The organism is Desulfobacter vibrioformis DSM 8776, from assembly GCF_000745975.1.
GTDB lineage: Bacteria > Desulfobacterota > Desulfobacteria > Desulfobacterales > Desulfobacteraceae > Desulfobacter > Desulfobacter vibrioformis.
Map to the genome: position 1 here is coordinate 233,156 of NZ_JQKJ01000002.1, position 24,356 is coordinate 257,511.

15 protein-coding genes are annotated in these 24,356 nt (G+C 50.0%); 1 reads left to right on the forward strand and 14 read right to left on the reverse strand.

Annotated features, from left to right (window positions below; translation table 11 throughout):
• Positions 1-15: 15 nt before the first annotated feature.
• Positions 16-672: a protein-L-isoaspartate(D-aspartate) O-methyltransferase gene (locus Q366_RS02845; protein ID WP_035236092.1), complete on the reverse strand. Its 657-nt coding sequence runs from the start codon at positions 670-672 to the stop codon at positions 16-18.
• A gap of 158 nt (positions 673-830) precedes the next feature.
• Between Q366_RS02845 and Q366_RS02850 the strand changes: the two genes are divergently transcribed.
• Positions 831-1,817 (forward strand): potassium channel family protein, encoded by a 987-nt coding sequence (locus Q366_RS02850; RefSeq protein WP_084691680.1) that lies wholly within the window; start codon positions 831-833, stop codon positions 1,815-1,817.
• A 385-nt stretch (positions 1,818-2,202) separates the two neighbouring features.
• Here Q366_RS02850 and Q366_RS02855 read toward each other — a convergent pair whose 3' ends face one another.
• From Q366_RS02855 to brxC, 13 genes are all read right to left on the reverse strand, one after another.
• Positions 2,203-3,924, reverse strand: a complete 1,722-nt coding sequence (locus Q366_RS02855) for a polyamine aminopropyltransferase (protein ID WP_035236096.1) — start codon at positions 3,922-3,924, stop codon at positions 2,203-2,205.
• A complete protein-coding gene (locus Q366_RS02860) occupies positions 3,914-4,810 on the reverse strand; it encodes a DUF350 domain-containing protein (protein WP_035236098.1) in 897 nt (298 codons plus the stop codon). The genes Q366_RS02855 and Q366_RS02860 overlap by 11 nt, the downstream gene beginning before the upstream one ends.
• 12 nt (positions 4,811-4,822) lie before the next feature.
• Positions 4,823-6,457, reverse strand: a complete 1,635-nt coding sequence (locus Q366_RS02865) for a hypothetical protein (protein ID WP_035236099.1) — start codon at positions 6,455-6,457, stop codon at positions 4,823-4,825.
• Positions 6,432-7,091 (reverse strand): DUF4178 domain-containing protein, encoded by a 660-nt coding sequence (locus Q366_RS02870; protein ID WP_035236100.1) that lies wholly within the window; start codon positions 7,089-7,091, stop codon positions 6,432-6,434. Before Q366_RS02870 ends, Q366_RS02865 begins: the two co-directional genes overlap by 26 nt.
• 3 nt (positions 7,092-7,094) lie before the next feature.
• The gene (locus Q366_RS02875; RefSeq protein WP_035236102.1) at positions 7,095-8,327 is read right to left on the reverse strand and encodes a toxic anion resistance protein; all 1,233 of its coding nucleotides are present in this window, start codon (positions 8,325-8,327) and stop codon (positions 7,095-7,097) included.
• A gap of 12 nt (positions 8,328-8,339) precedes the next feature.
• Positions 8,340-8,882, reverse strand: coding sequence for a hypothetical protein (locus tag Q366_RS02880; RefSeq protein WP_035236103.1), 543 nt, complete (start codon positions 8,880-8,882; stop codon positions 8,340-8,342).
• 425 nt (positions 8,883-9,307) lie between these two features.
• Positions 9,308-11,371, reverse strand: a complete 2,064-nt coding sequence (gene brxL / locus Q366_RS02885; protein ID WP_035236105.1) for a BREX system Lon protease-like protein BrxL — start codon at positions 11,369-11,371, stop codon at positions 9,308-9,310.
• Between the two features lie 14 nt (positions 11,372-11,385).
• Positions 11,386-13,884, reverse strand: a complete 2,499-nt coding sequence (gene pglZ, locus Q366_RS02890; protein WP_035236107.1) for a BREX-1 system phosphatase PglZ type A — start codon at positions 13,882-13,884, stop codon at positions 11,386-11,388.
• Between the two features lie 2 nt (positions 13,885-13,886).
• On the reverse strand, positions 13,887-15,608 hold the full coding sequence (locus tag Q366_RS02895; protein ID WP_035236108.1) for a DUF262 domain-containing protein: 1,722 nt from the start codon (positions 15,606-15,608) through the stop codon (positions 13,887-13,889).
• 3 nt (positions 15,609-15,611) lie between these two features.
• A complete protein-coding gene (pglX, locus tag Q366_RS02900; protein WP_035236110.1) occupies positions 15,612-19,163 on the reverse strand; it encodes a BREX-1 system adenine-specific DNA-methyltransferase PglX in 3,552 nt (1,183 codons plus the stop codon).
• Between the two features lie 2 nt (positions 19,164-19,165).
• Entirely contained in the window at positions 19,166-19,663 is a 498-nt protein-coding gene (locus Q366_RS02905) for a hypothetical protein (protein WP_035236112.1), read from the reverse strand.
• Entirely contained in the window at positions 19,663-20,781 is a 1,119-nt protein-coding gene (locus Q366_RS02910) for an AAA family ATPase (protein WP_035236113.1), read from the reverse strand. Before Q366_RS02910 ends, Q366_RS02905 begins: the two co-directional genes overlap by 1 nt.
• Entirely contained in the window at positions 20,778-24,347 is a 3,570-nt protein-coding gene (brxC, locus tag Q366_RS02915) for a BREX system P-loop protein BrxC (RefSeq protein WP_035236115.1), read from the reverse strand. The genes Q366_RS02910 and brxC overlap by 4 nt, the downstream gene beginning before the upstream one ends.
• Positions 24,348-24,356 lie beyond the last annotated feature (9 nt).

Sequence of the window (24,356 nt, forward strand, 5' to 3'; positions counted from 1 at the left end):
CTACCTAAACACGATCTAAGCTGGCCACCCGTGTTCTCCGATCAGCTTGACAAAACGGCAGCCGCCCAGATTGACCGTTCTGATGCCGGTGCTGGTTTTTTCAATACGTAAAAGTTCCTGGGAATGCAGCCCCCCCACGGGCATGACCAGGCGCCCGCCCTCTGAAAGCTGATTCACTAAAGGTTCAGGGACCTGATTGCCCCCGGCCGTGACAATGATGGCGTCAAAGGGACTTTCGGCTTTCCAGCCCTGGGTGCCGTCGGAATAGCGGGTTACGATATTATGGTATTTCAGACGGTCAAACAGTTTGCGGGTCTGTAAATACAAGGTATTATTCCGTTCAATGGTATACACCCTGTAAACAATACGTGACAGCACAGCAGCCTGGTAACCGGAGCCTGTGCCGATCTCAAGGACGCGTTCCTGGCCTGTCAGGGTCAGGCTCTGGGTCATTTCAGCGATGATAAAAGGCTGGGAAATGGTCTGGCCCTCACCGATGGGAAGCGGAAAATCTCCATAAGCGCTGTCCCCCAGGGCTTCACTGACAAAAAGATGGCGGGGCACCTGGATCATGGACTGGATTACCAGAGGATCGCTTATCCCCCTGGCAATGATCTGCTTTTCCACCATATCCCTGCGCCAGCGCAAAAATTTTGTGGGTTCGTCTGTCATGGCCTTTTAATACCAGCAACCGCCGGGGCCGTCAAGCATTAGAAAACGGGTTTAAAGCCCGTAATAAAAGCCGTTATGGGAATTAGCCGCTTTTCATCTTTCCCTTGCGTTTGGGCGTCAGTAAACGTAAATAAAAAGCCATGGATAAAACGTTAAAAATGGAAATGGCCGTAATTATCGCGGTTCTGTTTTTTATATTCGGCACTGCCGGGTACATGGCCATTGAAGGCTGGAGTATTCTTGATTCCGCCTATATGACAGCCATTACCCTGAGCACTGTGGGATTTATGGAAGTCCACGATCTGTCAGACGGCGGACGCTTGTTCACCATTTTTCTGATATTTACAGGTGTAGGGTACTTTCTGTATCTGGGCGGCGTTTTCATCAGTTCTGTGGTGGACGGTGAAATTAAAAGCATGCTGGGGAGGAAGCGTTTGGACAGCAAAATAAAAAAAATGAACGATCATTACATTGTCTGCGGGTACGGTCGCATCGGAAGAGTGCTGTGCAAATTCGTGGGCGAAGATACCCAGGACATTGTCGTCGTAGAACAGAATGACGCGCTCAAAGATGTTCTGGAAAAGGATAAAATCCACTATATCATCGGAGATGCCGGAAACGAGGAAGTTCTGGAAAAAGCCGGGATAAAACGCGCAAAAGCCCTGGTGGCGGTCCTTGCAACGGATACGGCAAATGTGTTTCTGGTACTTACAGCCAGGCAACTCAATCCGGACATCTATATTATGGCCCGGGCCGCAAACCCCTTGGTGGGAAAGAAATTCTATGTGGCCGGTGCCAACCAGGTGGAATCCCCCTATGATATCGGCGGGGTTTCCATGGGGTTGAAACTGTTGCGCCCTACGGTTTCCAGTTTTCTGAACACGGCACTGTCCCGGGAAAGCGATGCCATCCAGATTGAAGAGGCCTTTGTACCGGAGACATCGGATTATGCCGGGAAACCGCTTAAGGATTCCGGCATCCGGCAGAATTACAACCTGATCATCATTGCAATCAAAGAAAAGTCAGACAACATGGTGTTTGCCCCCCATTTTGAAACCATTATCCACCCCCGCGACACACTGATTGTCATGGGCAAAACCGCCGATCTGAAGGCATTCAGGCGTGCGCTTGGCAATATTATATAACGGCCATGACCCGACGGACACAACAAACCATGAAAAATATTTTAACCACGGAACCCACGGAAATCACAGAATTCTATCTTCAGTGTCATCAGTGATTTCCGTGGTTAAACTTTTTCATATAAAAATCAGGATGCTTAAACCCTATGGACCAAACCGAAACCCATAAACTCTTTAAGATTTTGCTGGACACGGCCCAAAAAGTTTCCATGGGAGCGTATGAACAAACCGGCAGCCCTCTTGGACCAGCAGTTCGCCATGGGAGCGCCTGAGTCCAAAATTCTAAAAAATGTCAGCGCCCCGGTGATAATCCGGCAGATCCACATTGATTAACCCGGACAAACGACAGGTGCCTGTACCCACAAAAAGGTGACTTCGGGTCCAAACACTATTCCAGAAGCCAGGATTCGTGATTGTAGTAGGATAGCAGCACAGGGAAAAGCAAGGTGTTGATCTCGGTGTGACGACTTTGGGTCATGCCCTTGCCGAATACAAGCTCGCGCCTGAACACCTCGGGGGTTAAAAACCGGGTGGGAACACTAAATTCAAGTGCTGCAATTCGTTGTTGCCAAAACGCGCTTCCCCAATCTTTACGGGTACATAAAAACCAGCCCCAGTCCCCGAACGAAGGCACATTTTCATGGTATGGCAAAATAAAAAATCCGGCAGAGGCCAATGTCCTGCCAATGCAAAGATAACTTTCCCTGGCAAGGTAAGGCGAGGTGGACTGAACAGATGCAATGCCGTCTTTTGCCAGCTTGTGCCGGACTTTAAGATAAAATTGCTTTGAGTAGAGTTTGGTCAGTTCCGGTGTGGACGGATCCGGCATATCCACAATGATGACGTCCCAGACGCCCTTGACCTGTTCCAGGAATTTGTCTGCATCCAGATTCATGACCCGGACCTCGGCCACGTGCCGTGAATCGGCGACACGCCACGAATCGACCGGTTTTCTTTTTCTGTCAGAAGCAGATTGATATATCTGGCGAAAATCCCCGGGTAAAGTCCCGGAACCTGTCAGGGTGTTCACCCGGGCGTTGTCAAAGGCATGATCATTGAGCCGGGACAGCAGCGGATGGGTGGCCGCAAGCCTTGTCATGGCCGGGTCCAGATCCACCAGGGTAATCGCGTCAACATCCGGGTACTTTAAAACCTCCCTTAATGCACAGCCGTCACCGCCGCCAAGAATCAGCACACGGCTGCGGTCCCGGGCCAGGGCCATGGCCGGATGAACCAGGGATTCATGGTACCGGGCCTCATCCGTACTGCATAATTGCAGGTTTCCGTTTAAAAAGAGCCGGATTTCGTCCAACGGTTTGAAATGCGTAATAACGATGTGCTGGTACTGGCTGGTTTTAGAGTAAACGATTGGGTCGTCATACAGGGACTGTTCGTTGGTGAGCTGCCACTGGCGGTTGTTCATAAACCCGAAAATCACAGCCGCACAAGTAACGGCCATGATCCCAAGCAGTGGGATATTACGATGGATAATTTGTTTGCGGGTAAAATAGATAACGGTAACCAGGGCAAGAAAAAAATTCATACCGGCGGTTAAAAAAGCCGCCTCTGTGATTGGAAAAAACCGCAGCAGGATAAACACATAGACCAGGGCACCTGCCAAAGACCCGATATAGTCCGCGGACAGGATATTACCCAGATTGGTGGACAGTTCCTTTGAAAAATCGTTGTTGATCCGTATGATCACCGGAATTTCAAGTCCGATGAGAATGCCGATCACGGAAACAAAAAAGTAAAGCACCAGACTGTAGTGGCTGGTATATCCGTAGGACAGATAAGTCAGGGTGGGTGAATACCCTCCTGCAAGGGCCAGCGCAATTTCAATGCCGATAAAGGCATGTACCAGGCGTTCCCTGGAAATCCCTGCCTGGATCAGGCTGCCAAACCCCATCCAGAACATCATCAGGCCGATGACCATGGCCCACTGTTCAAAGGCATTGCCCAGGATCATGGAGGCAAGGCTTGCCTGGATATACTCAAGAATGATGCCGCAGGCCCCGGATGCAAACATGCACAGGCACAGCAGGGCCGAGGCCGGATTGAGCCGGGAGCCTCCGGGCGCCCGGGCGCTCCCGGAAAGATCAGATGGCATGGGCAATGATCAAAGCCAGGGCAATGATGGTCGCCTGGACCACCACCAGGGCCGCAACATTTTTATCCTCTTTAATCTCAGTTGCAATGTTTGTGGTCGGCAGAAGAAAGCGGTCCACAAGCACACTGAATCCAAGCAGCAGAATCATGCCAAATACCGTGTAAATAAAAAATCCGGTAATATCATTTACCCACCCGGTGAAAGGACCTGCAAGACTGCCCTTGAGAATAATGCCCAGGGCCACCAGAATCCCGGCCAGGCCAATGCCTGCGGCCGGATTGTTCTGCTTGATTTCATCCCTGACGTGAAAGGGAGTGATAAGTTCATAGACCAGGCCAAAAATCAGGAGCACAACCTGTCCCAGAATAAAAAAGACCAGGGCCGATGCCAGGGACTGAAAAAAACTGCCCCCGCCCCCGGACATGCTGCCGCTGAGAATAAAGCCGGTGGCAATGTACATGCCTGCCTCCACCATGCCAAGGGCGGTATTGCCGACAGTGGTGCGCCCGTCTCCGAGGATAAATACTTTTACGCACTCCCGGTCGTTGTCCATATTGCCCATCATGATGCAATCGTTGATAAACCGGGACAGAAAAAGGCAGCCTGTGATGACGACACCGTCTGCCAAAAGATAAAGCATATCGTTCCCGAATCCTGCGGAGTCCCCTGACAGCGCGCCGGTCATGCCGATGGCAATGCCGAGATAAAGCCCTGCCCGTCTCAATCCCACGGCCACATTGCCGTCGTCAATATGGCGGTCATCATCAAAGTCCTTGGTCCGCCAGTCATCCAGTTTTTTGGCCAGAAAAATGAATACAACGCTCACCAGGGCATAGCACAAACCATGAACCATGCTGCTTAAGGTTGCTGTAAAATTAAAACTCATACGTTGTTCTCCTTATTTACCTTTTGAGTTGGGACCGCCGCCCCTGAGCCCTGAAGCGCCGCCCCTTACCGAGGCAGAAGCGGTTTTAAGCCCGCCGGTTTTTGAAAAGGTACTGTTCTGGTACCGTGGTGACTGGTTCATGCGGGTGCCCCGGGTACCGTAGGTGTATCCTGTATTGGTCTGGCCGTAATAGGGTTTTTGGTGTCTGTAGCCCGTGTTCCACCGGTTCCATGATCCATAGGAGTAGTAATGGGGCGGGAAGAAAAACAGATGGGAGAAAAATGCATACCGGCCGTACCAGGACCAGAAATTATTGCCGTTTTCATCCTTTTTCCATTCCCCGTATTTGGCATTTCCCACATAGGCCATGCCGGGCGGGGCGGCCTGGGAATCGGGCTCAAACTCGCCATAGGGCTTGGACAGAATCGCCATGCCTAGGTTTTCCAGGTTTTGTTCATAAAAAGAGGCATTCACCGCTTCCCAGCCGGTTTCCGAGGTTTCCCCGTTCTCTTCCTTAAGATATTTATGAAAATATTTTAATTGGGTGCTGTCAAGGTAGAAGGTGGCGGCATTGTGACCCGCGCCGGGCCATTTTTCAACCGGGTCAATTTTCAGCGCCTTAAAGGCGGATTCCAGACCCGGCCGGGGACGAAAGTTCAGTCCGCTGAAACCAGGTGACAAATCTGCAATGGATTCGGCTTCGGACCCGGTCAGCGCCTGGAATGTGGCAAAGGAAACCTGCCGGACAAATGAGGTAACCGCCGGATTGTAATAGTCTGAACGGTCATCCCAGGACTCCCGCTTTATGGTGACATAATAATCCACCTTCATATCTTCAAGGATTTTGGTATAGCTTTGGTAAAGCTGATCCAGATCCTTTTCAAATTTTGGGCCGTCCTTGGAAAGTGTCGCATTTGCCTGTTCAATGGCATCGGCTGCCGTGACAAAGGCGGCATAGTCGGCATTTCCTGCGGTATGGGCCTGATACTGGGCCTTTACAATATCTGTATCAGCCTTTGTGTCGTCTGCCATTTTGGAAAACGGGGCAAACCGGGCCGTAATTTTTGATGCTGAACCAGGGAATTTTTCCCTGGCCTTGGCCACGGGTCCTTGTTCCAGGCTTTGCACCTTTGACAGGATGGTATCGGCCGAGGCCAGGGCGGATGTCTCCATGGCCCGGGGCCCTGTCATGGCAGCCTTGATCCTGCTGACACGTTCAAAGGGCGATTTTGCCTGGTTTTTCGCTTCTTGAATCACCGAGTTAACCTGCTTGATCTGAACGTTGGCCAGGGCTTCGCCTTCGGGTTTGTCCTGTTTGATGGTGAGGTTTAACCCCTTATCATACACGGCCCGGGCCCGGGCCAGGGTGGCGGTGGCATTGGCAAATGCCGTGTCCCATTTTTCCCTTGCTGCATACTCCGCCATGGCAGAAAAATCCGGGGAAGCAGACAGGCTGTCATATTTTTTCTTCTGGGCTTCGATAAAATCCCTGGTGGATTTCAAGTCCTGTTTTACTGCCTTGGCCCGGGTTTTGGTTGCATCGGAAAGTCCCTGGCCACAGCCAGCCAGAAATACCAGGGCCAGTAAAATCAAACCAAGCCCTGTATATATTTTTTCTGTTTTAAACCAGGGGTTGCGGTGCCTCATGGTTTGCCTCCCCTCTGCTGATCAACGTCAGTTCCGCCGGGTCCACAGGTTTGGAAATATAAATCCGGTATTCCTCTTTGTCTCCGTCCTGCCACTCCTCAATGGTAATGAACAAAGACGAGTGACTATTAACAAATTCGTACATATAAACATGTTCTTCCTTGCCGTTACGCCGGTACACGGCAGCCCAGTCATCATCATAATCAAAGGTTTCCCCGGCATAGACAATACAGTCCTCATCATCCACAATCTGGTCCAGATCATCTTCATCAATGGGCTGGCCTTCATCATCGGTCAGCCGTTTGAATTTGGTCTGGTCCAGGGTGATGCACACCTCCAGTTCATCATCAATTTCCCATTCAAAATGCCCCACCGCACCGGTCTCCAGGCACAGGCAGGTCAGTTCGGTGACAAAGTAGTCTTTCAGCTTTGAATAGTCCTCACTGGCCTCCTGATAGGTATTGATCTCCTGGATGACATAAGTGCTGTCAAAACAGGTAAAACTGTCTCCAATACCTGCATCCATGATGGTCAGGCGGGTCTGTTCTTCCTGGGACAGCATCTTGTCCGGGGCCAGGGTGCGGATCAGGGAAAACCGCTGGTCAAAGGATTTTTGTTCGGAAACGGAAATCATAAATCAGTTCTCCTGACGTCTTGACGTTAATGCATCTGTCCTTGCCCTGAAACGTTCGTTCATAACGCCCAGGGCATTGGAGCTTTGGGAAGCAATGCTGATGGTCTCCTTTGAAATGGCAGTGTAGGCCTCAAATGCCTGCTCATAGGTATTGCATGCCTCTTCCAGGGCTTGGATGTTCACGGTCATGCTCTGGCTCATTTTTGCGCCTTTGACCGCGGCATCGCCAATGATCTTTGCCGTATCTGTCATGGTCTCAGCCGCTGCCTGCTGGACCATGTCCAGTTGTTGCAACGTCTCCATCTGCTGTTCCGCCGCCACCCGGACGGCCAGGGCATTTTTCACGGCCGTGGCCAGGATCATGTCCGTACGCTGGACCAGGCGCTGGACCAGGTGGGAATTCCGGACCATCATTTCACCGCCGAACCGGGTCTGAAGATTAGAATTGTCAATGGTCTGCAGGTCAACAACAGCCGTGGCCAGATCCGACGTCAGGGTGGTCAGGGCTTCTTTGGCCCGGGGATCCTCCACCGTGTCAAGGTAGGCGGTAAGTTTTTCCCAGATCAGCTGGCCCAGGTAAATCTGTTCCTGAAGGGCCGGTTGGATCTCTTTTAAGGCATCACAGATCTGGGACAGTTCCGCCGCGTCAAAGGCCACCTGGTCCGCCTCGCTGCGCAGGTGGTCCCGGATCCCGTCAATGGTGGAATTCACGGTTTCCCTGCGTTCGGCAATAATGCGCAAAATCTCGTCTCCTTTGGGCAGACGGTTTACGGTGCGGGTGAAAAGTCCCATCACCTTTTTAGGCAGGGGCATTTGCGTTTTTGCCACCATGGTGGGGTTGACCTTGTCCAGCTCGGTTTTTACGGCCAGGATATTTTTTGCCACAGGGGAGCTATCTGTTAAGGCCACGTTTTTCAGCACCGCACCCATTTTCCGGTCGTAAAGGGATACCTGGGCCTGGGTTTTTTCCATGATTTCCCGGCCCAGGGAAAATACAAAATTGCCAAGCTGCCAGGCGGACGGGTCTGTTTTGACCTTCTCCACAAAGGCCTGGGCCTGCTCTTCAAGCGCCTTGATATCCTCAACAGCAAGGTGCCCGGGCTGGACCGGCACCAGCTGGGTGGGGGGCTGAACAGGGGTAAGCGCCCCCTGCCCCGATGCTTGTGTAACGTCTGCTAATACAGGGGCTTTGGCCTGACCGGACACACTGGCAAGTTCCTGAGCCAAACTGGACATAGGTTTTCTCCTTTATGAAAATTTACCCTCAAGAAAATGGGCCATGGTTTTAAATTCTGCGATTTCGTTATTGTCCACAATCTGACGTGATCTGACGCATACGTCACGAAGGCTTTCAATGGTTTTTTCAAAGGCCTGTCTTTGGGTCTGCCTGCTGTCAAAGGAAAGGTCAAGATACTCTTTAACCGCTTTAAACAGGTGGGTGCTCCCGATCTTTTTCAGTTCATAGGTCAGGGTCTCCCCCGGATAACGGCTGATCATGTCGGGGATAAGGGCTTTAAGATCGTCAATAATGGATTCTATTTTTACAATCAGATCCATAGAAAAATCACGGTCGGTGCGGATCAACAGATTCAGCTTGATCAGGGTGTCAAGGATCTGTTTGAAATCAGCACCCGGATCTTTTTTTTTATGAACCGGATCTTTTTTCTGAGGGGCCGGGGGGGACTGCTCCCCGGGGGCGAATGACACCCTATGGGTTTTAAAGCGCCTGATAATCAGGTTGAATACAAATAGCGCGATAATAAAGAAAGTAGCCATAATTATAACTGTCATGAAGTATTCCCTTCCAAATTAATAATTTTAATGCCTTTTAGGCTTGGATGGTACTATTGTGTTATACATTAAATGATACGAAGTTCAAGTCAATCCGTCCTGTTGACCAGGACACTGGCTACCGATTTAAGCCGGGACACTTTTTTTGATTAAAACCCCCATGTCCTGGCGGACACAACGAAGCATGAAACTAAAGACACCAACAATGCGGGCTAAAATGGGCGCCCTCAGGCGCTTCGCCCTCTTGTTTCCTGTATCTTGTCTCTATTTTCTTATAAAGAAAACTTGCTAGCACTACAGCGACACTTTGTTCTTTTAAAATGGGGCTGTAAATCATCGTATTTTTGCTGATTTACAGCTATAAATTCCCTCCTGAAAGGGCGGGAATTCTGAAGTGCCGCTGTAATGTTATCCGATCGAACAAATCAAAATAAGTTTTCATCGGCCCGAATACATGTCACCTCGAACGCTTTACAGGGGCGAAACTGCTGCAACCTGTTTGTAAAGATAAAGGTGTCATTCATCTCGTAGTGCTGGAAGATGTCCAGGCCACGATCCAGGGAGATCTTCCAGCCGTGATCGGTCAAGATGTGGCGGGCATGGATTGTGCCGGTTCCGTCGAATTCCCAAGATAAATTGATACCCACTGAACCGGCCGATTCCTTCATCTTCTCTAAGTTTTCTTTCTGCTGTTCCCCTTTGAACTCATCTTCTGTTGTCACCAGATTCACGGACACTTCTTCATCCAGAGCCTTGTGCTTGACCACAGTCTCAAGAAATTCCATGAAATTGCGCATCTGGTAGAACAGGCGGATGTATGGATCGGTGACCGTTATCTGGGTGGCACCTTTGAGGTAGGGACCAAACAACGTATCAAAGGAAATGCCTTTCTGGTTCTCCTGGAATGTAAGGTGCTTTTCTTTAAGGGAAGGCCCTGAATCTTTCAGCGGTCCGGATGAAACTTCAGATGAGCCCGATTTCACATCTTCAAATAGTTCCCCATCTTTACCCTCCGAGATGGTCTTGTGGTAATAGTTGGGGTATTCCTCTTCTTCGAGAGTGAAGACAGGCGTGGTCTTTCCATCTGCACACAAATAAGAAAAATTAACATTGCCGTAAGTGGAATCAATCCGCATCAGTTGATCTTTGACACGCTTGCGGCCCTCAATTGCCAACCGCAATAGGTCCTCGACCTCTTCTTTAGTTGCGCCCCCATCCGGAAAAAGAACCTTCATCAGGCCGGAGAAGGTTTTGTTGATCCCATCACGATCCCTCGTTGAAATGCCGGAAGATAGAGTGAAATGATCCTTGTAGCGGTCCGAATAATCATAGTTACGCAAAGAACGCAGGATTTCGGCCAGATAGTCCACCACAAATCCGTAGCCGTTAGAGAACATTTCTCCCCGGATGATATCCACCTCCCAGCCAGGGATATAAAAATGGATGCGGTCCAGAAATGCGGAGTCGTAGAACTTGTCAGGCAACTCGGAAAACAGGTCTGAGTGCTTGAGCATGTAAGGCAAGGTATGCTGGGTATTGCCTACGAATACGACAGATGCCTCAGCCCCCAATGTCTCGACTCCGCGTGAAAATGATTTATTGGCCATGTAGTTTTTCATGATATCGACCAGTGCCTTGTCCACGCGCTTTTGTTTTCCTGCAAACTCATCAAAGGCGACACAGTCCCAGTAGCCGACCAGGCCGATTTTTCCGGTAGAGTTGTTCACAAACAATTTGGGAACCGTGACTTCTCCACCGGAGATCAGGATGCCGTGGGGCGAGAACTCTGAGTAGATGTGAGATTTGCCGGTTCCCTTGGGGCCAAGTTCGATCAAGTTAAAATTGCGCTCACAAAAGGGAATCAGGCGGATCAACTGGGTCAGCTTGCTGCGCTTGCCGAACATTTCCGGGTTAAAACCAATACTTTGAATCAGCAGATCAATCCACTTGTCTGTGGTGAATTGCCTGCGGGCTTCAACATAACCATCAAAGTCGAAGTGGGAGAGCTGAATGGGCTTGAGAGACGACAAAATCCAGGGGCTGGCGTTCTTGTCCTCTGTAAATTCGTATTCGACATCAGCAATGCACCACACGCCGCTGACCAAAAGCTTGGGGTGGGCCTTGACCGTCCCCGAGTCCACCAGCACCTTTTTGATGCCGAGATTGGAGAATTCCGCCTCGTAAACGTCGGCCTTGTCGTTCAGGGACACGCTGATTTTGTCGATAACTTTATACCGCCCCTTTTCCTTGATATTAGAACGGACTAGCCCTGCCTCGTTACGATGCACATAATGCTTGCGCAAAATTTCTTTGACGGTCTCGATGCCGGTCTGGATGGTCGGTTCATCGTTGGTAGCGCAATACTGTCCCAAGAGGTATTCCAGCACGTAGGAGGGAACGATGGCATTTCCCTTGACCGTCTTGACAAGGTCCTTGCGGACAACGAGTCCTGGAAAATGTGTATTGATTTTCTGATCAAGGTCATTCATCGGCCACGTATCCTTTAAAAATCAAAGTCGCTGGTAAATGATCGCCGCATCAAATACCGCAGCGACTTATATTCCTTGTAATGTGAGGTCCCGGCATGCTTTTCCTCAAGCTTGAGAATAACCTCCTGGCCATTGGCTTCATCCGCCTTTCGGGTCAGCACAAAGCGAATCTGAATCTCCCGTTCCCGGGGATTGTCCAGATCCAGATCAAAGGTCAGATCATGGCTGTCGGAGATCAGATCACCGGCCTCCGTGTAGATACCGGCCCTCAGCACTCTTGGCTGGATTTTGTCTGTTACCGGGCCTGCCTGGTACATGGTCACTGCCAATTGCCCGGAGGTGATCACTGAACCGGGTCCCCGCAGGATGTCCACCTCAACACAAGTAATATCACTCTGCCGCTTCTTATTGATTTTGAGTATCGGGATCACCACCTCCTGCAAGCAGGCACCCCCATGCACAAAGCGGGAACCTGAGCCCTTCAGGCGCAATCGATTGATCGACCTGGGTATCTGGACCTCCACATCACCGGCCAGCCCAAGCTGATCCGGGGTAAACTTATGCAGGCCGGAGACTTCGGCAAGTCCTTTGCCAAGCACAAAGCGCCGGTCCCGGAACAGAATCTGATCTCCCCCGACATCGACGCCTGAAAAATCACTATCGTCAATGGCGCGATTCTGGTAGATAAAGCCGTGATCGGCAGTCACTATGAAGTTATACAAATTGGCATTGTTCAATTTTTTGACCAGACGAATCAGTTCATGCAATGTCTCTTCCACAGCCTCGAAAACCCGTTCCTCCGATTCCCGCTTGTCCCCGGTGTCGTCTATGCGGTTGTGGTAGACGTAAAGCACGTCATGGTCACGCACCAAGGCCCGGCAGTTATCTCCTTTCATCTCCATCAGCGCGTTAGCCTTGCAGGCAGTGGCCCGAAACTTTGCCGCCTGCCCAAGAATTTTGATGCGGTTGGCCAGCCCCTGGGAACTTTGCCCATCCACCATTACGGTCCCGGTTTCATTGTCGGAAATGATCAATACCTTACCGGGCAGCAACGCAGCCATGCCAAGCTGGGTGTAGCTGGGCAGCATGGAAAGCGCCGGTTCCAGTTCCGCGTGGTACCGGTCCTCCTGCCGGATCAGACCCATAAATTCATCAGCGATTTCATAGCGCATGGCATCGGAGATAATCACGCAAACCTTATTGCCCTTGTGCAGGAATGGCTGTACATACGTGGAGAAAAACTGACTTTGTTTGCGCACCGGAAAGGCTTCCCACTTGGTTGCCGCATCCACGAAGATCTGGAAGCGGTCCCCCAGTTTCAGCAGAAAATTGTTGGTGTAGAGGTTTTCGATCTGTTCGGTCAGCGTTCCCATCAAAGATGCCTGTCCCGACATGCGGACATGGAAACAGAACTTGCGATAAAGCTGATCCAGCTGATACCAGAATCGGCTGTAACGCTGTACGCCCTCGGCAAGACTGTCCATGGTAAGCCTGGCCTCGCCCAGGGTCTGGATAAACCGGGCAGCATGATCAACAGCCTCATACAGGTGCCGGTATTCACGATACCAGTGGCCCTGCCGCCGCCGGCGGACCCAGCTTGAGACATCTGAACTTCCAACCGTGCGTGATGCCACAGCCTTCACCAGATCACTGATGATCTTTTGGTCAATCAGACAAAAATAGTCCAGTTCGATCAGTTGCCGGAAATCCCTTTTGGCCAGATCCTGCTCAATCCCCAGGACTTCGGCACACTCTTTTGAAAGGGTCTCAAAACTGCCTTCAAACTGCCGGCTGTCCTTCCAGCGCTTGAGAAACACCAACGCATCACCGGTCAACTTGACCTGGCCGTCAGTGCCTAATGCGTAGCAGGATTTGAACAGCTCAATGGCAAAATCACGTACGCCCGGCTTATCGCACCTGTAACCATAACAGCGGACCATTTGCTCCCAGAGAAAGCTGTCCAGGCCGCACCGGCCGACCAGCTTGATCTTCTCCTCCCGGCCCTCGGCCAGTTCCTGCAGCAGATTCTCCACCACAGCATCCATGCGTGGCTCGGTGACGGTGCATACAGCAAGCATTTTAAGACGGATCTGTCCGGCAGTGTCATCACGCTTCAAAAGTTTCTTCAAAGCGTCCTTGCGCTTTATGGCCGTGAAAAACTCAGCATGGGTATGTACCACATCCGTAAATTCCAGGCCAAGGGCAAGTTCGGACAGCCAGATCGCCACCTGATCGGTGCGAAACTCGCCATGGGCCAGTTGCACATCCAGCAGCCAGTTATCCAGATCAGCCGGCTGGGGCCCTTCACGGTAGAGCAGGAATTTTTGTTCCGGCTGTTCGCGTAAAATCTTGTATTTTAGCCCGTACTCGTTATTAGCCAGTTCTATCTTCTCAATGCCGGGCAACGAGAGCGCCTCGAAATCATCACGCAACTCTTTCTTGGCGTCGTACCAGAAAATAATCCGGTGCCGATCGAAGAGTTTGGTCAGGGCTATGGCGATGCGGTTTCCCAAGATTATCCTCCGAATTCAACCTTCCAGATACCCGAGGCAACTGCGGCAAGTTGCTTTTGCCTGGCTTCTATCTTTTGTTCGTCCCAGGCATCATAATGTTCCGCCACGGCTTTGGTGATCTGGAATGAACTGTCCTGGTAAACAGATCGTTTGGCGGTGTAATCCGAATTTCCCAGGTCACGGTTTTTCCCGGTCTCAAGGGGGGTCATGTTGCCGATACGATAGATTAATCGTTCCTGTTTTGACTCCTCTATATAGCCCCAGGCTTCGGAGGGGTGCTCGGGAAGGATATGCTCCAGATTATAGGTTGCGCTCTCAAAATCAAAATCCCGGCCTGATCGCTGACGTTCGATCTCAAAAAGAATATAACGCACCACCTTTTTATTTCGGCTGTTTGTGGTCCTCAATTCCTTCTCTGCAAAGGCCGCTTTGAACTGATTGTCATCGGGATACACCTCCTGCAGCGCGGTCATCACATCCAACGGTTTTTCATGCACCTTTCCGGAGACTTTCCAGGCAATGTCATTGTATAACCGTTCCTGTTCATGGGTTTGAAGATTGCAGATGACATTATACCGGAATGACACGGCGGCAACCGCCTTGATAATTCGTGTGAACGCCGCTCTGTCCGGGTCGAAAAAAAGATCATGGCAGGCCATCAGCATGGCCAGGGGCTGGCGGACATTGAACATCTGCAACAGTTCAATGGATTTTTTTTCTTCGCCGTTCCAGGATGCATCCTGGGGGTCACGAAGAGCCGCATATATGGCAGCTGATTGATCAAGATTGCGGATCAGCTCAAATGCGGCATCCCGGCTGGAGATCCGTTTCCGGATGGTTTTAAACAACTCCGCCTTCCGGACAAGTTTGTTGCGGCTATTCCAGAATATTCTCAAAAATTCCGGAAAACTCTCACTGCCCAATAACCCGACGATACGCTCCCATCTCTCTTCCAGGGCCTTTAATTCGGTTTCATGGGTGTCCCGGGTGCTGATAATCGAAAAAAGATAATTTTTCAACAGATCTGTTGCCGAGAGTCTTACACCCCGGGCATTGAGCGTTTCAAAAACTTTAAATGCGTTCAACTCATCGGTAACCGTTATGACCGTGAAGAATAACTTATCCACCAGGCTGTCAACAAACGAGGCGATCTCCCGGCCGCCGGCAGCGGTCATCCCGCAACGGGCCTTAAGCTTATCCTTGAACCAGTTGAATGTTTTGCGCAGCTGATGCTCTGACGCGTTTAATCCCCTTTGGGGCAGTTTTTCCAAAGGCACGAGATAGGTCTGGTAAAATCGGTTGTTATGGCGATTCAACTCCAGCTTTGACCGGGGCACAAGACTGACAGGATTAATATACCCGATGTAACTGTTCTGGAGCTGCTCTTTACGTTTGGCATTGTTTTCTGCATCATGGCCTGCTGACACCAGATCCTGAAGATGCCCAAGTCCTGCCAGGATCAGCACGCTGATCGTGGTAAGCCGCTGCTGGCCGTCAATGATGTCAAACCGCTTGCTGTCAGAGGATTGGAGAACCAGGTATCCCATATAATGAGCCGATTCGCCGTCGGCCTCAAAAAGACCGAGAATATCCTGCCACAGATCACCCCACTCATCCTCTGTCCAGGAATAATCCCGCTGGAAAGGGGGAACATGGTAGCTCAAGCCATTGCCCAGCAGCTGCCGGAAGGTTGAATTCTGGGTGTTGAAATTCATGGTGGCCATTTTTTAATCCTCCTTTGCAGAAAGCCCGGGAATCTTCTTCAAGGCCTTGCCGAATTTGGGATAGTTGACCTTCACCCCGTCATCAAGATCAATCTCTTTGAGCTCGGTGGCCAGGGGGTAGAGCACCTCCCGCTCGTACTCTTCCATCTCGGATATCATCTTGGTGATCTTTTCGATTTCCTTTAACGCACGGGTCTTTTCGCTCTGGCTGCTGGCGGCATTGATGGTCACCGCCTCCAGGTGATTCTTGTGTGTGGAGAGCTTGGTGCGAAACTCCCGCAAGTAATCATTCAGGACAATGCTGATTGTATCCGGCCGGTAGCGGTGCATGTAGATCAATGCGTTGAAGCTGCCTTTGGGGCTGGAGAACAGCCAGTAAATGGGCCGCTTTTTGTAGCGTTTCCAATGGTCGGTGTAGAACTCGCTTAAAAAATAGTCCCGGATGCCGTAATTGCGCTTACCCTTGATGTTCAGGGCCTGTTCGACAAACCGCAGGTTCTCCTCGTAGTGTTCTTCCCCAAAGGCTACGCGCAGGAACTTGCGGAAGCGCTCAACAATGTCATCGGTGAACCAGTTGCCGTCGAGCATGGGAATGACGTTGTCGTCATCCGCCGGAAAGATGGGCTCCGGAACCTGCTTCAGGTAGTCCTCGATGGTCTGGCCCTGGTTGGCCAGGATCAGCCCCGGCTTGTCTATTGCGTAACGGCCGAACATGCAGCCTACGGCATAGGAGACCAGTTCTCGCATAGTGTCGGCCAGGAGCAACGGCTCTAGTTCATCTTCTCTTTTGCTGTTTCCATAGCGATAATGCGGATTGCAGGTCAGGGCGATTTCGTTGATCGATACCTCAGGTTTCAGTTCATCCTGAAGACCATAGGCCTCAATGAAGATGCGGTTGTTCTCTCCCTCTATTCGTTGCATCTCCTGAGTCACCTGTTGCCAGTGGGTGCGGAGTTTCTGGTAGGTTTCCTTTAGCGTTGATTGACGGTAGTTGGGGGTCAGTACTGGCAGGTTGGCGAAGTCCCATGAGGTTTCGTAGCTGTTCCAATCATCTTTGGCTAAAAGAATGTTTTTGTGTGCATTGCTACTAATAACGTCTGACAAAGCGACAGCTTCATCAAAGGGCAAGTTTGCAATATCTGCCACCACGAAATTCAGAGTTGGATTTAAAATTTGTAGTATTCGTTTGGCAGTTTTGGAATTTAAAAAAGCTAAAACTCCAAATATGAAATCGAGTTTATTTGGTATGCAAGCGGTACCAGCCGCACCGAAAATAAATCCCGCTGGTGAATATCTAGCTCCAAATTCAGTTGATGTTATGTTTGACCACGTAATACATGGCTCGAAGTAATATCCAGTGTTTTGGATTTGGCGGGATGCTGAACCGTATAATTCAGCGGCATACCCAATTATTTCTTTGCCGTCATTTTCCCAATTTACAAGAATTTCTGCATTTCCAAACCATTTCCTATAAGCCCCACCTGCGTTTATTGGAAACCATTTCTTTCCTGAATCATTGGCAGATTCGCGCGAAATACAGTTCAAACCAATTTTTATGAAAGATACCTCAAACCATTTTTTTAGAAATCGATTATTATCGCTGGTTACAAGACCTTTTTTGGGAGCAGCGATTTTCGATAAGTTTTTGAGCGTTTCAAATTTTTGGAACAATTCATCATTTGCCCAATATGCAATAGGGTTGCCAGGTATTTTTTTAAAATCTACGGCACAGGACCGATAAAGCCAACCGCAATCAGGATTCTTAACTGCTTTTCGGATAGCGTCATTTTTCTCAGCTCCAGAATTGCCAGCAACTAACCTTAGGTAGCCACCCTTGTAATCCAGGCGGTTTGCGTTTTCCAAAACAAAGGCAGTGGTTGAAACCACTTCACCTCCGATACTGTCAAAAGCCCTCGCACCAAGGTGAGCCATTGATAACATTGTGTATTGCCCCAAAAGACGTGCACGCAATGTTTCGAAAGATGATAAAAACATCCAACTTTGCATGGTTATCATCGCAACCACTCCATACTTCTGGGTAAAATAAAGGTTACGCTCTATGAACGTGGCAAATAGATCCGGCTTACTGTTCGGATAATTGTCCTTTATCCAAGCTCCCAGTCGTCCATTCATCCCCTTGCTGCCCATATACGGCGGATTAGCAATCACCACATGATATTTCGGGCTCAGGTAATCAACCTGTCGCAGAGCTTTCAGCACTTTTTGATGAGTCAAGCTGAGAAACAGCTGCCCGGAGACATTTTTTGACATCAGAATCTTAAGCATGCCGTCCACATTGGTGATATCGGGACGAATCAAAGAACCAAAATTGTCGGCTTCTTCGAACTGGCGTAATGTGGTTTGCAGTGATGCAGTGAACAAATCCCGTCCCACAAAATCCATATACTCTTTAATCTCGCTATCGCTGAAATGAACATTCTCCAGCACGCAGATATTCGGCTTGACGCCTTTATTGAAAAACCGTCTCTGCCTTTCCCGGGCCTTCATGGTCAGGGCAAAGCCAGCCAATTCCCCGGCACGTTCATCAATCTCGATACCGTACAGATTGTGGGTAAGGATCTTTTCCGGAATCTCGGCAGGCTCATAGCCTTCCTCCTCGTAAATGGCGTAAAGCAGGTCAAAGGCATAGGTGAGCATGTGGCCTGAACCGCAGGCCGGATCACAGATCCTGATCTCTTCGGGCTTATTGATGCGCAGAAAGTCCGTCTCAGCCTGTTCGGGCTTAATGTAATAGTCCATCTTTTCGGCCAGCCCTGAGCCGGGACGGTTAAGCAGCCACAGGCGGCCAAGGGAGTTTTCCAGCAGATAATGGACGATATAACCTGGAGTGAAAAGCTGGGTGGCGGCCGGGAGGTTTTCTGGCGTAATCTTTTTATTTTTCTTCAGGCCAGCGAACACCTCATCCTTTTTCTCGGAAATATAGAACTGGTAGAGCCAGCCGATCACCTCGACATCCTGGCAAGCATCCGGAGTCATGGCCTCCCGGGTATAGGCGAGGATGGAGTTGCCCGAGAGCAGGTCGTCGGGCATCAGCAGTTCGGTGTAGTCGTCGATCCGTTGAAACAGGAACGGCATGGCTTTGTGCCAGAAGTTGCAGGCTGCAACCACCAGCATGCGGTACGCTTCACCCTGGGGGTCCCGGCTGGGTACCTTGCCGTCCAGAAAGTCAAAAATCTGCTGCCGTGTTTTTTCCGGCACCATCTCTTCGTCCAGATGTCCCATCTTGGCCTCAGCCAGAATCTCGGGTTGGAACTGTCCGGGATCGGCCGGAGAAACTACGCTAATACGGGTGTAACGGTTGACATCCATAAAACGCAAAGCGCAGAAGCGGTTGAACCAGATATAGGCCACCCGCTCAACGACCTGTTCTTTGCCGTGATTCTTGATCGCCTCTTCGAGTTTCTTGACGGCCTCGACACGTTCACGCCGGGCGGCGCTGTTTTCAGCGAGTACCAGTTTCAGCTTGGCGGAGACCTGTTCAATCAGAGTACGTCGGGCATATTGAGCGAACCGTTTTAATTTTAGTGTTTCCATCGTTAGCCTCCCGCACTCAGACGCCGGACTGAATTTGCGCCGAACTGTTTTTTGTACTGATCCAGATTCAAAATTGCGCAGCCAGCTGCACAGGGCGCTGACCAATCTTTATGCGTGATCGGCAGAGACTTCTTCAGTTCATCCTGTTTTGCCAGCAACAACGCCGGCTCGAGGCTGGCCATAGAGATCAATACAACGTAGTGGATGGGTTTTGTTACTTTCCCACTGTGACTGCGGAACCAATAGCTGTCCCGGTACTTTCCAGCTAAATCAGGTATGAGGTTTCCGGTTAGCAACTTTGTTTTGAATGCCTCTGGATTGGCGGCTCCTGGCTGATCGGGATCTTTTATTTCCAGAAAGAGACACCGATCTGTGTACTCTGCTATAAAGTCTACCCTCTTCATAGTGCTGGGATTGTGCAAGGCATCATCATCAAAGATGATCGCTTCCATGGCCGAGCTAAAATCAAATTCCAAGTCATTCTCAGCTAAAACTGTCATCAAGCACCTCCCAAAGAGCGTTTGATCTCTTCATCGTACAGATCGCTGAATGTATTGGCGATTGCATTGCTGTTCAGATGTCGATAATCATCAGCAGACTGAATCTGCACACCCTCATTTTCCTTTGAAAGCGCATGAAATCTAATGTGATCACCTGCATCCGTATTGACGAGGAGATCAAGCCACTTGAGCAGCACATAGTCATGGGTCGCCAGAATGATCTGCAGGCCGCTGCGCGACAGCTCCAGCATTGTCTGTACGAGCAGCTTCATGAGCTGAGGGTTTAGATTGGACTCCGGTTCATCCCAGAACAACGTGCCTGAAACACCAGGAACAAGGGAACAATTTTGCAGTAGTCTTTGTAATATACCGAATTTACGGAACCCTTCAGCCATCATATTGGGGCTGAACACATCTTTTCTTTGCGGCGAAAAATAGGTCAGCTTGCCATCCTTGGACTTGCCGTGGGCATATTCAGTGTAGGTGCCTGGTTGAAACGACATTTCTCCAGTGTCCAGAGAAAATCGTCCTTCCATTTTGTTCACCAAGCTTTCAAGCAGCCACTCTTCTTTTTCTCGCGGCTCCTGACCAGCATCGTTGAGCAGTTTAGTAGCAAGATCAAAATAGGTTTCATCGAAAATGAGTTTCAGAACACTCGTATCCATCTCGAGGTTACCGAAACCTCTTAAAAATGTCAGGAGTTCCTTCGTGGGAATGAAGATAGGACTTAAGCTATAGCGCTCGTAATCACTATTCTCCTCTACTGTGACTGATTTTGAATTTGAGCGGAATCTCAGTGCGATCTCTTTATCGAAAACAAAACTGGCCCCCATCCAAGCATCTTCAGCCACCCCTATCTTGCGCATTTTTCCAAGCTTCAGATCAGGGGGGAGAAAAACATTGAGAAGCTTATTCGTCACAGCCTCTTTTATTTCTTTATTCGATACTTCTTCTTGGTTGCTTAATCCATTATTTGCTGAACAAAGAGCGTAGGCAGCCTTTAGTAGATGGCTTTTCCCGGTACCGTTCTCACCAATAATCACATTGATCTTGGCGGAAAAGTCGATGGACAAGTTTTTGAAGACTGTGAAGTTCTTCAGAGTCAGGTTTGTGATCATATTTGAATCCTTTTTCCTTTTTGGATCTCTTCCAGCAGTGCGCTGCGCATGGATTTGAGGTATTCATCCACATCGGCCTCATCTGCCAGCCAGGCTTTATTGAATGAAACCTTCACATTACGGCTGGAGACATATTCTATGTGCGGTTTTGTCTTTTCCGGTGGTTTGGGTTTCTGACCGGGTTCCGGGGTAGCTGGTCCGCCTGATGCTGGCGTAGGATCAGGGTCAGGCGTTGGCGTTGGTTGAGCCCAGGCCGTCATCTTTGAAAGCAACCGCTGGTACTCGCTTTCCTCAAACCTTCGCAGGGTGTCCCGGATAACGGCAATCAGTTTCTGACGCGCAATGCCGGCTTTGACTTCGTTAAAGGGGCGGGCAATCTGTTCTTTCTTTTCCTCGTTTAATACGCCGAATTCAGCCATGCTCTCGATCCGGCTTTTCAGCGCAGCAACCATCTCCTTGGCCTCGGCGATTTCAGCCTCAATTTGGGCGTCGACTTTATTTTCCAGAGTTTGGAGGAGCAATTTTACCTGCTGCATAGAATTGCCCTTAAAACAATCAGGCTTAGTCAATAGGCCGGTTATCTGTCCGGCTTCATCTCCTTCAATGTAGGCAAAATTGGATTCCTGGGCTTGAATAAACTCTCGGGCTTTGTCAAAAATCTCTTTCTGGGGGCCTCCCATGAATTTTCGGACAGGGTCGATGAGCCCTTCCTTCATATCAAGCAGCGCATCCTCCTGCCGGGTAAGTTCGGTAAGGTACCAAGTGTAGGACTTGCCGGTCAGTGCCTTAATTTTTTCAAGCACCGGTGTTAATGCATTCAGAAACGGATACTGGGAGACCAATGCCGCCAATGGGGTGAGCTGATTCATGAAGTCCTGAAGGGCGGTGGCGGTTTCTTTGCCCAGGGACTTTGCCTCGGAGGCGGCAGGCGGCGTGTCAAAGAAATCTTCAAAAAATTCCTTGAGGGCGCGGACCTGGGACGCTGTAAATTCAATCTGGGGTTCCAGTACCACATTGCCGTGCCCATGAGTGTTGCGCAGCGCCCGTTCAAGCTCATTCTCCTCCAGCAGATTGCCGTCGGCACGAACCGCCACCTTACCCCGGGCACAGAGGTTGGCCAGGGTGCAAAGCACTGCGGCATAGCTCCAGCCGTAGGGTTTGATCTCAAATTTTTCCAGCAGCGTCTTCAGTGTAGTTCGCACGCCACTGCGGTTATTACTCTGGATGAACGCCAGAAGCTCCTGCTCTGATTCGGCAAGGGATGTTGCGTCATTGCCGAACAACCCATCCTGCGCCCCCTTAAGGCATTTGGCTATATCGTTTTCACTGTAGCTGATGCCGCGCAGCATCCGAAGGTTTGGATAGGAACGGCAGATGAGTTCGTGAAATCCGCGTACCACTCTTGTTTGGGCATCTTCGGAACCGATTTCAATTTCCGCCCCTGCCACGAACAATTTTGCCTGGCTCATCAGATTTTGGACCTGCTGCTGTACCTGGGCATACCGTTCTCTGTTCTGGAATCCCTTGTCTGTAAGGATGCGCCTCACCGCCTCCTGCTGTGTGACCGAGATATTCTGGCGGATGTACTTTTCAGTTCGCTTATACATCAGGATATCCCGAACGAGGCGTTCATCTGCAGGCATGAGAACCAGCAGCTCGTCCCGGCCCCAGCCCTGCATTTTCAAGGTCATTTCATTATCAACGTTCTCATTAAACGGACTGATGACATGGATGAAAAGCTCGTATTCCCTGCCATGGAGCCGGTCATCGAGCTTTCTGGAAAACGGGTAGTCCTGCCCGTTTTCATCATATCGAATTTTTCTGTGCTTGATGACGTGGTCAAAAACAATCTTCTGAAGCTCGTCGGCAACTTCCGGCGATTCTACCTCTGTGTTTTTGATTTCCTGCTCGACATCCTTTTCCTCATCGGTGAGGTATTCATAGATTTCCCCGTTGCGCTGGATATAGGTCTGCTGTTCCAGAAGGTTTAAGGCTTCTTCTATACGATTCCTCAATGCAGGCAGGTCCAGATTAAAACCTTCCAGCATCAGAATACACAGGTTTCGAACTGTGGATTTAAACTCTTTGACGTATTTGACCAGGAAGAGTGTTTTCAGCAACCGTATGGCAAAGGGATTCTCAAGATGGTTTTCCGCCTGAATAATGGCCCGCTGAATGTTGGATTTCAGGACAGTGCGAATTCCTTCGAACATCAGGTCAAAGGTCGCCAACTGCCCGATTTTATGATCCCCGATCTGAATTGCCACCTGCTGAAATACACCCAGCATGGAGCGTTCACCCACCGAACTGTGCTTGCCTTCAAAGGCGTTATGCTGGGATAAATTTTGAATGGCTGCCTGGAACAGTGCAAACTGGTACGGAATAAACGGGTAGCTGTGTATGAAGTGATCCCTGTCTTTAAAGTTTCGGTAGGTTTGGGAACCGTCGGCAAAATCAAACAGGGTCTTAAAGTTGTTGGACTGCTCATGGTATATGTCTGAGAGGGATTGGGCGCCCTGGTCTGTTTTCGAGAGCAGGCGCTTCTGGATAACCTCGGCCACGTCGGCACTGGTCAGCTTCATACGATTGGCAAACCGGGCTTGGATTTTTGAAAAATCATTGCCCTCCTGTTTGCCCATCTCTCCCACCACCTTTCCCATATCTTCCTGGGCCGTCACGATGATCCAGGCCCGCCCCCGGCATTTGGTGGCCAGACTCTCGGCAATGGTCTGGAGGTTGGTCATGAGTTTAACGTTATCAGCAACATATTGCCCGACCTCATCGACAAAAAAGTTCAGCCGGAACCCTTTTTGATTTTCTTGCCCGGATTGCCGTTCGATATATGCAAAAACTTGCTCGGCAAAATCTTCAATGGAAACGCGGTATTGGCTGCGGTATTTGTCCAGTATCCCAAGACTCTGTGCTTCTTCTTCACCGGTTACCTGAGCATAGGATGTTGCAATATTTTTAGACTCCAGCAGGGACTGCTCTCTGCCGCTTTCCCATGCTCTGCCGGCAATGGATTCATAGGCGGATTTAAATCGCCCATACAGGCCACGGCTGTCAAGATCACGCTCGAACTGGGCAATATGACCCTGTTTGCCGTAATAACCGCACATCTCATCAAACACTTTTACAAATACGGCAAGGAGTGCGTCGATTTGTGTTTTGCTGATAACATCGGCCTTCTGGTCAATATTGAATAAGATGCTTTTTGAAGGGATGCCGACAGCTCGTTTGAGATCCCCTTTCAGGATCTCGTTGTCTTCACACTTAGGCAAAAACAGATCGAAAGTTGACGCCCCGTCTATCTCCCTGTTTTCAAGCACAAGTGCCAGCATTTTCAAAAGATGGGATTTGCCGGACCCAAAAAAACCGGAAACCCAAACGCCGTTGGCGCCCTGGTAGTTATTGTATGCGTCCAGAAATGATTCCAGCCGTTTTTCAACTTCGTTCGTCAGGACGTACTCTTCGATTTCCAGGCGAAGACTGGCCTCGTCGTCAGCTTTAATGACCCCTTCAATCGGTCGATCAACCGGTTTATGAAAAACGTTCTTAAGTGTCATCTGGTTCCT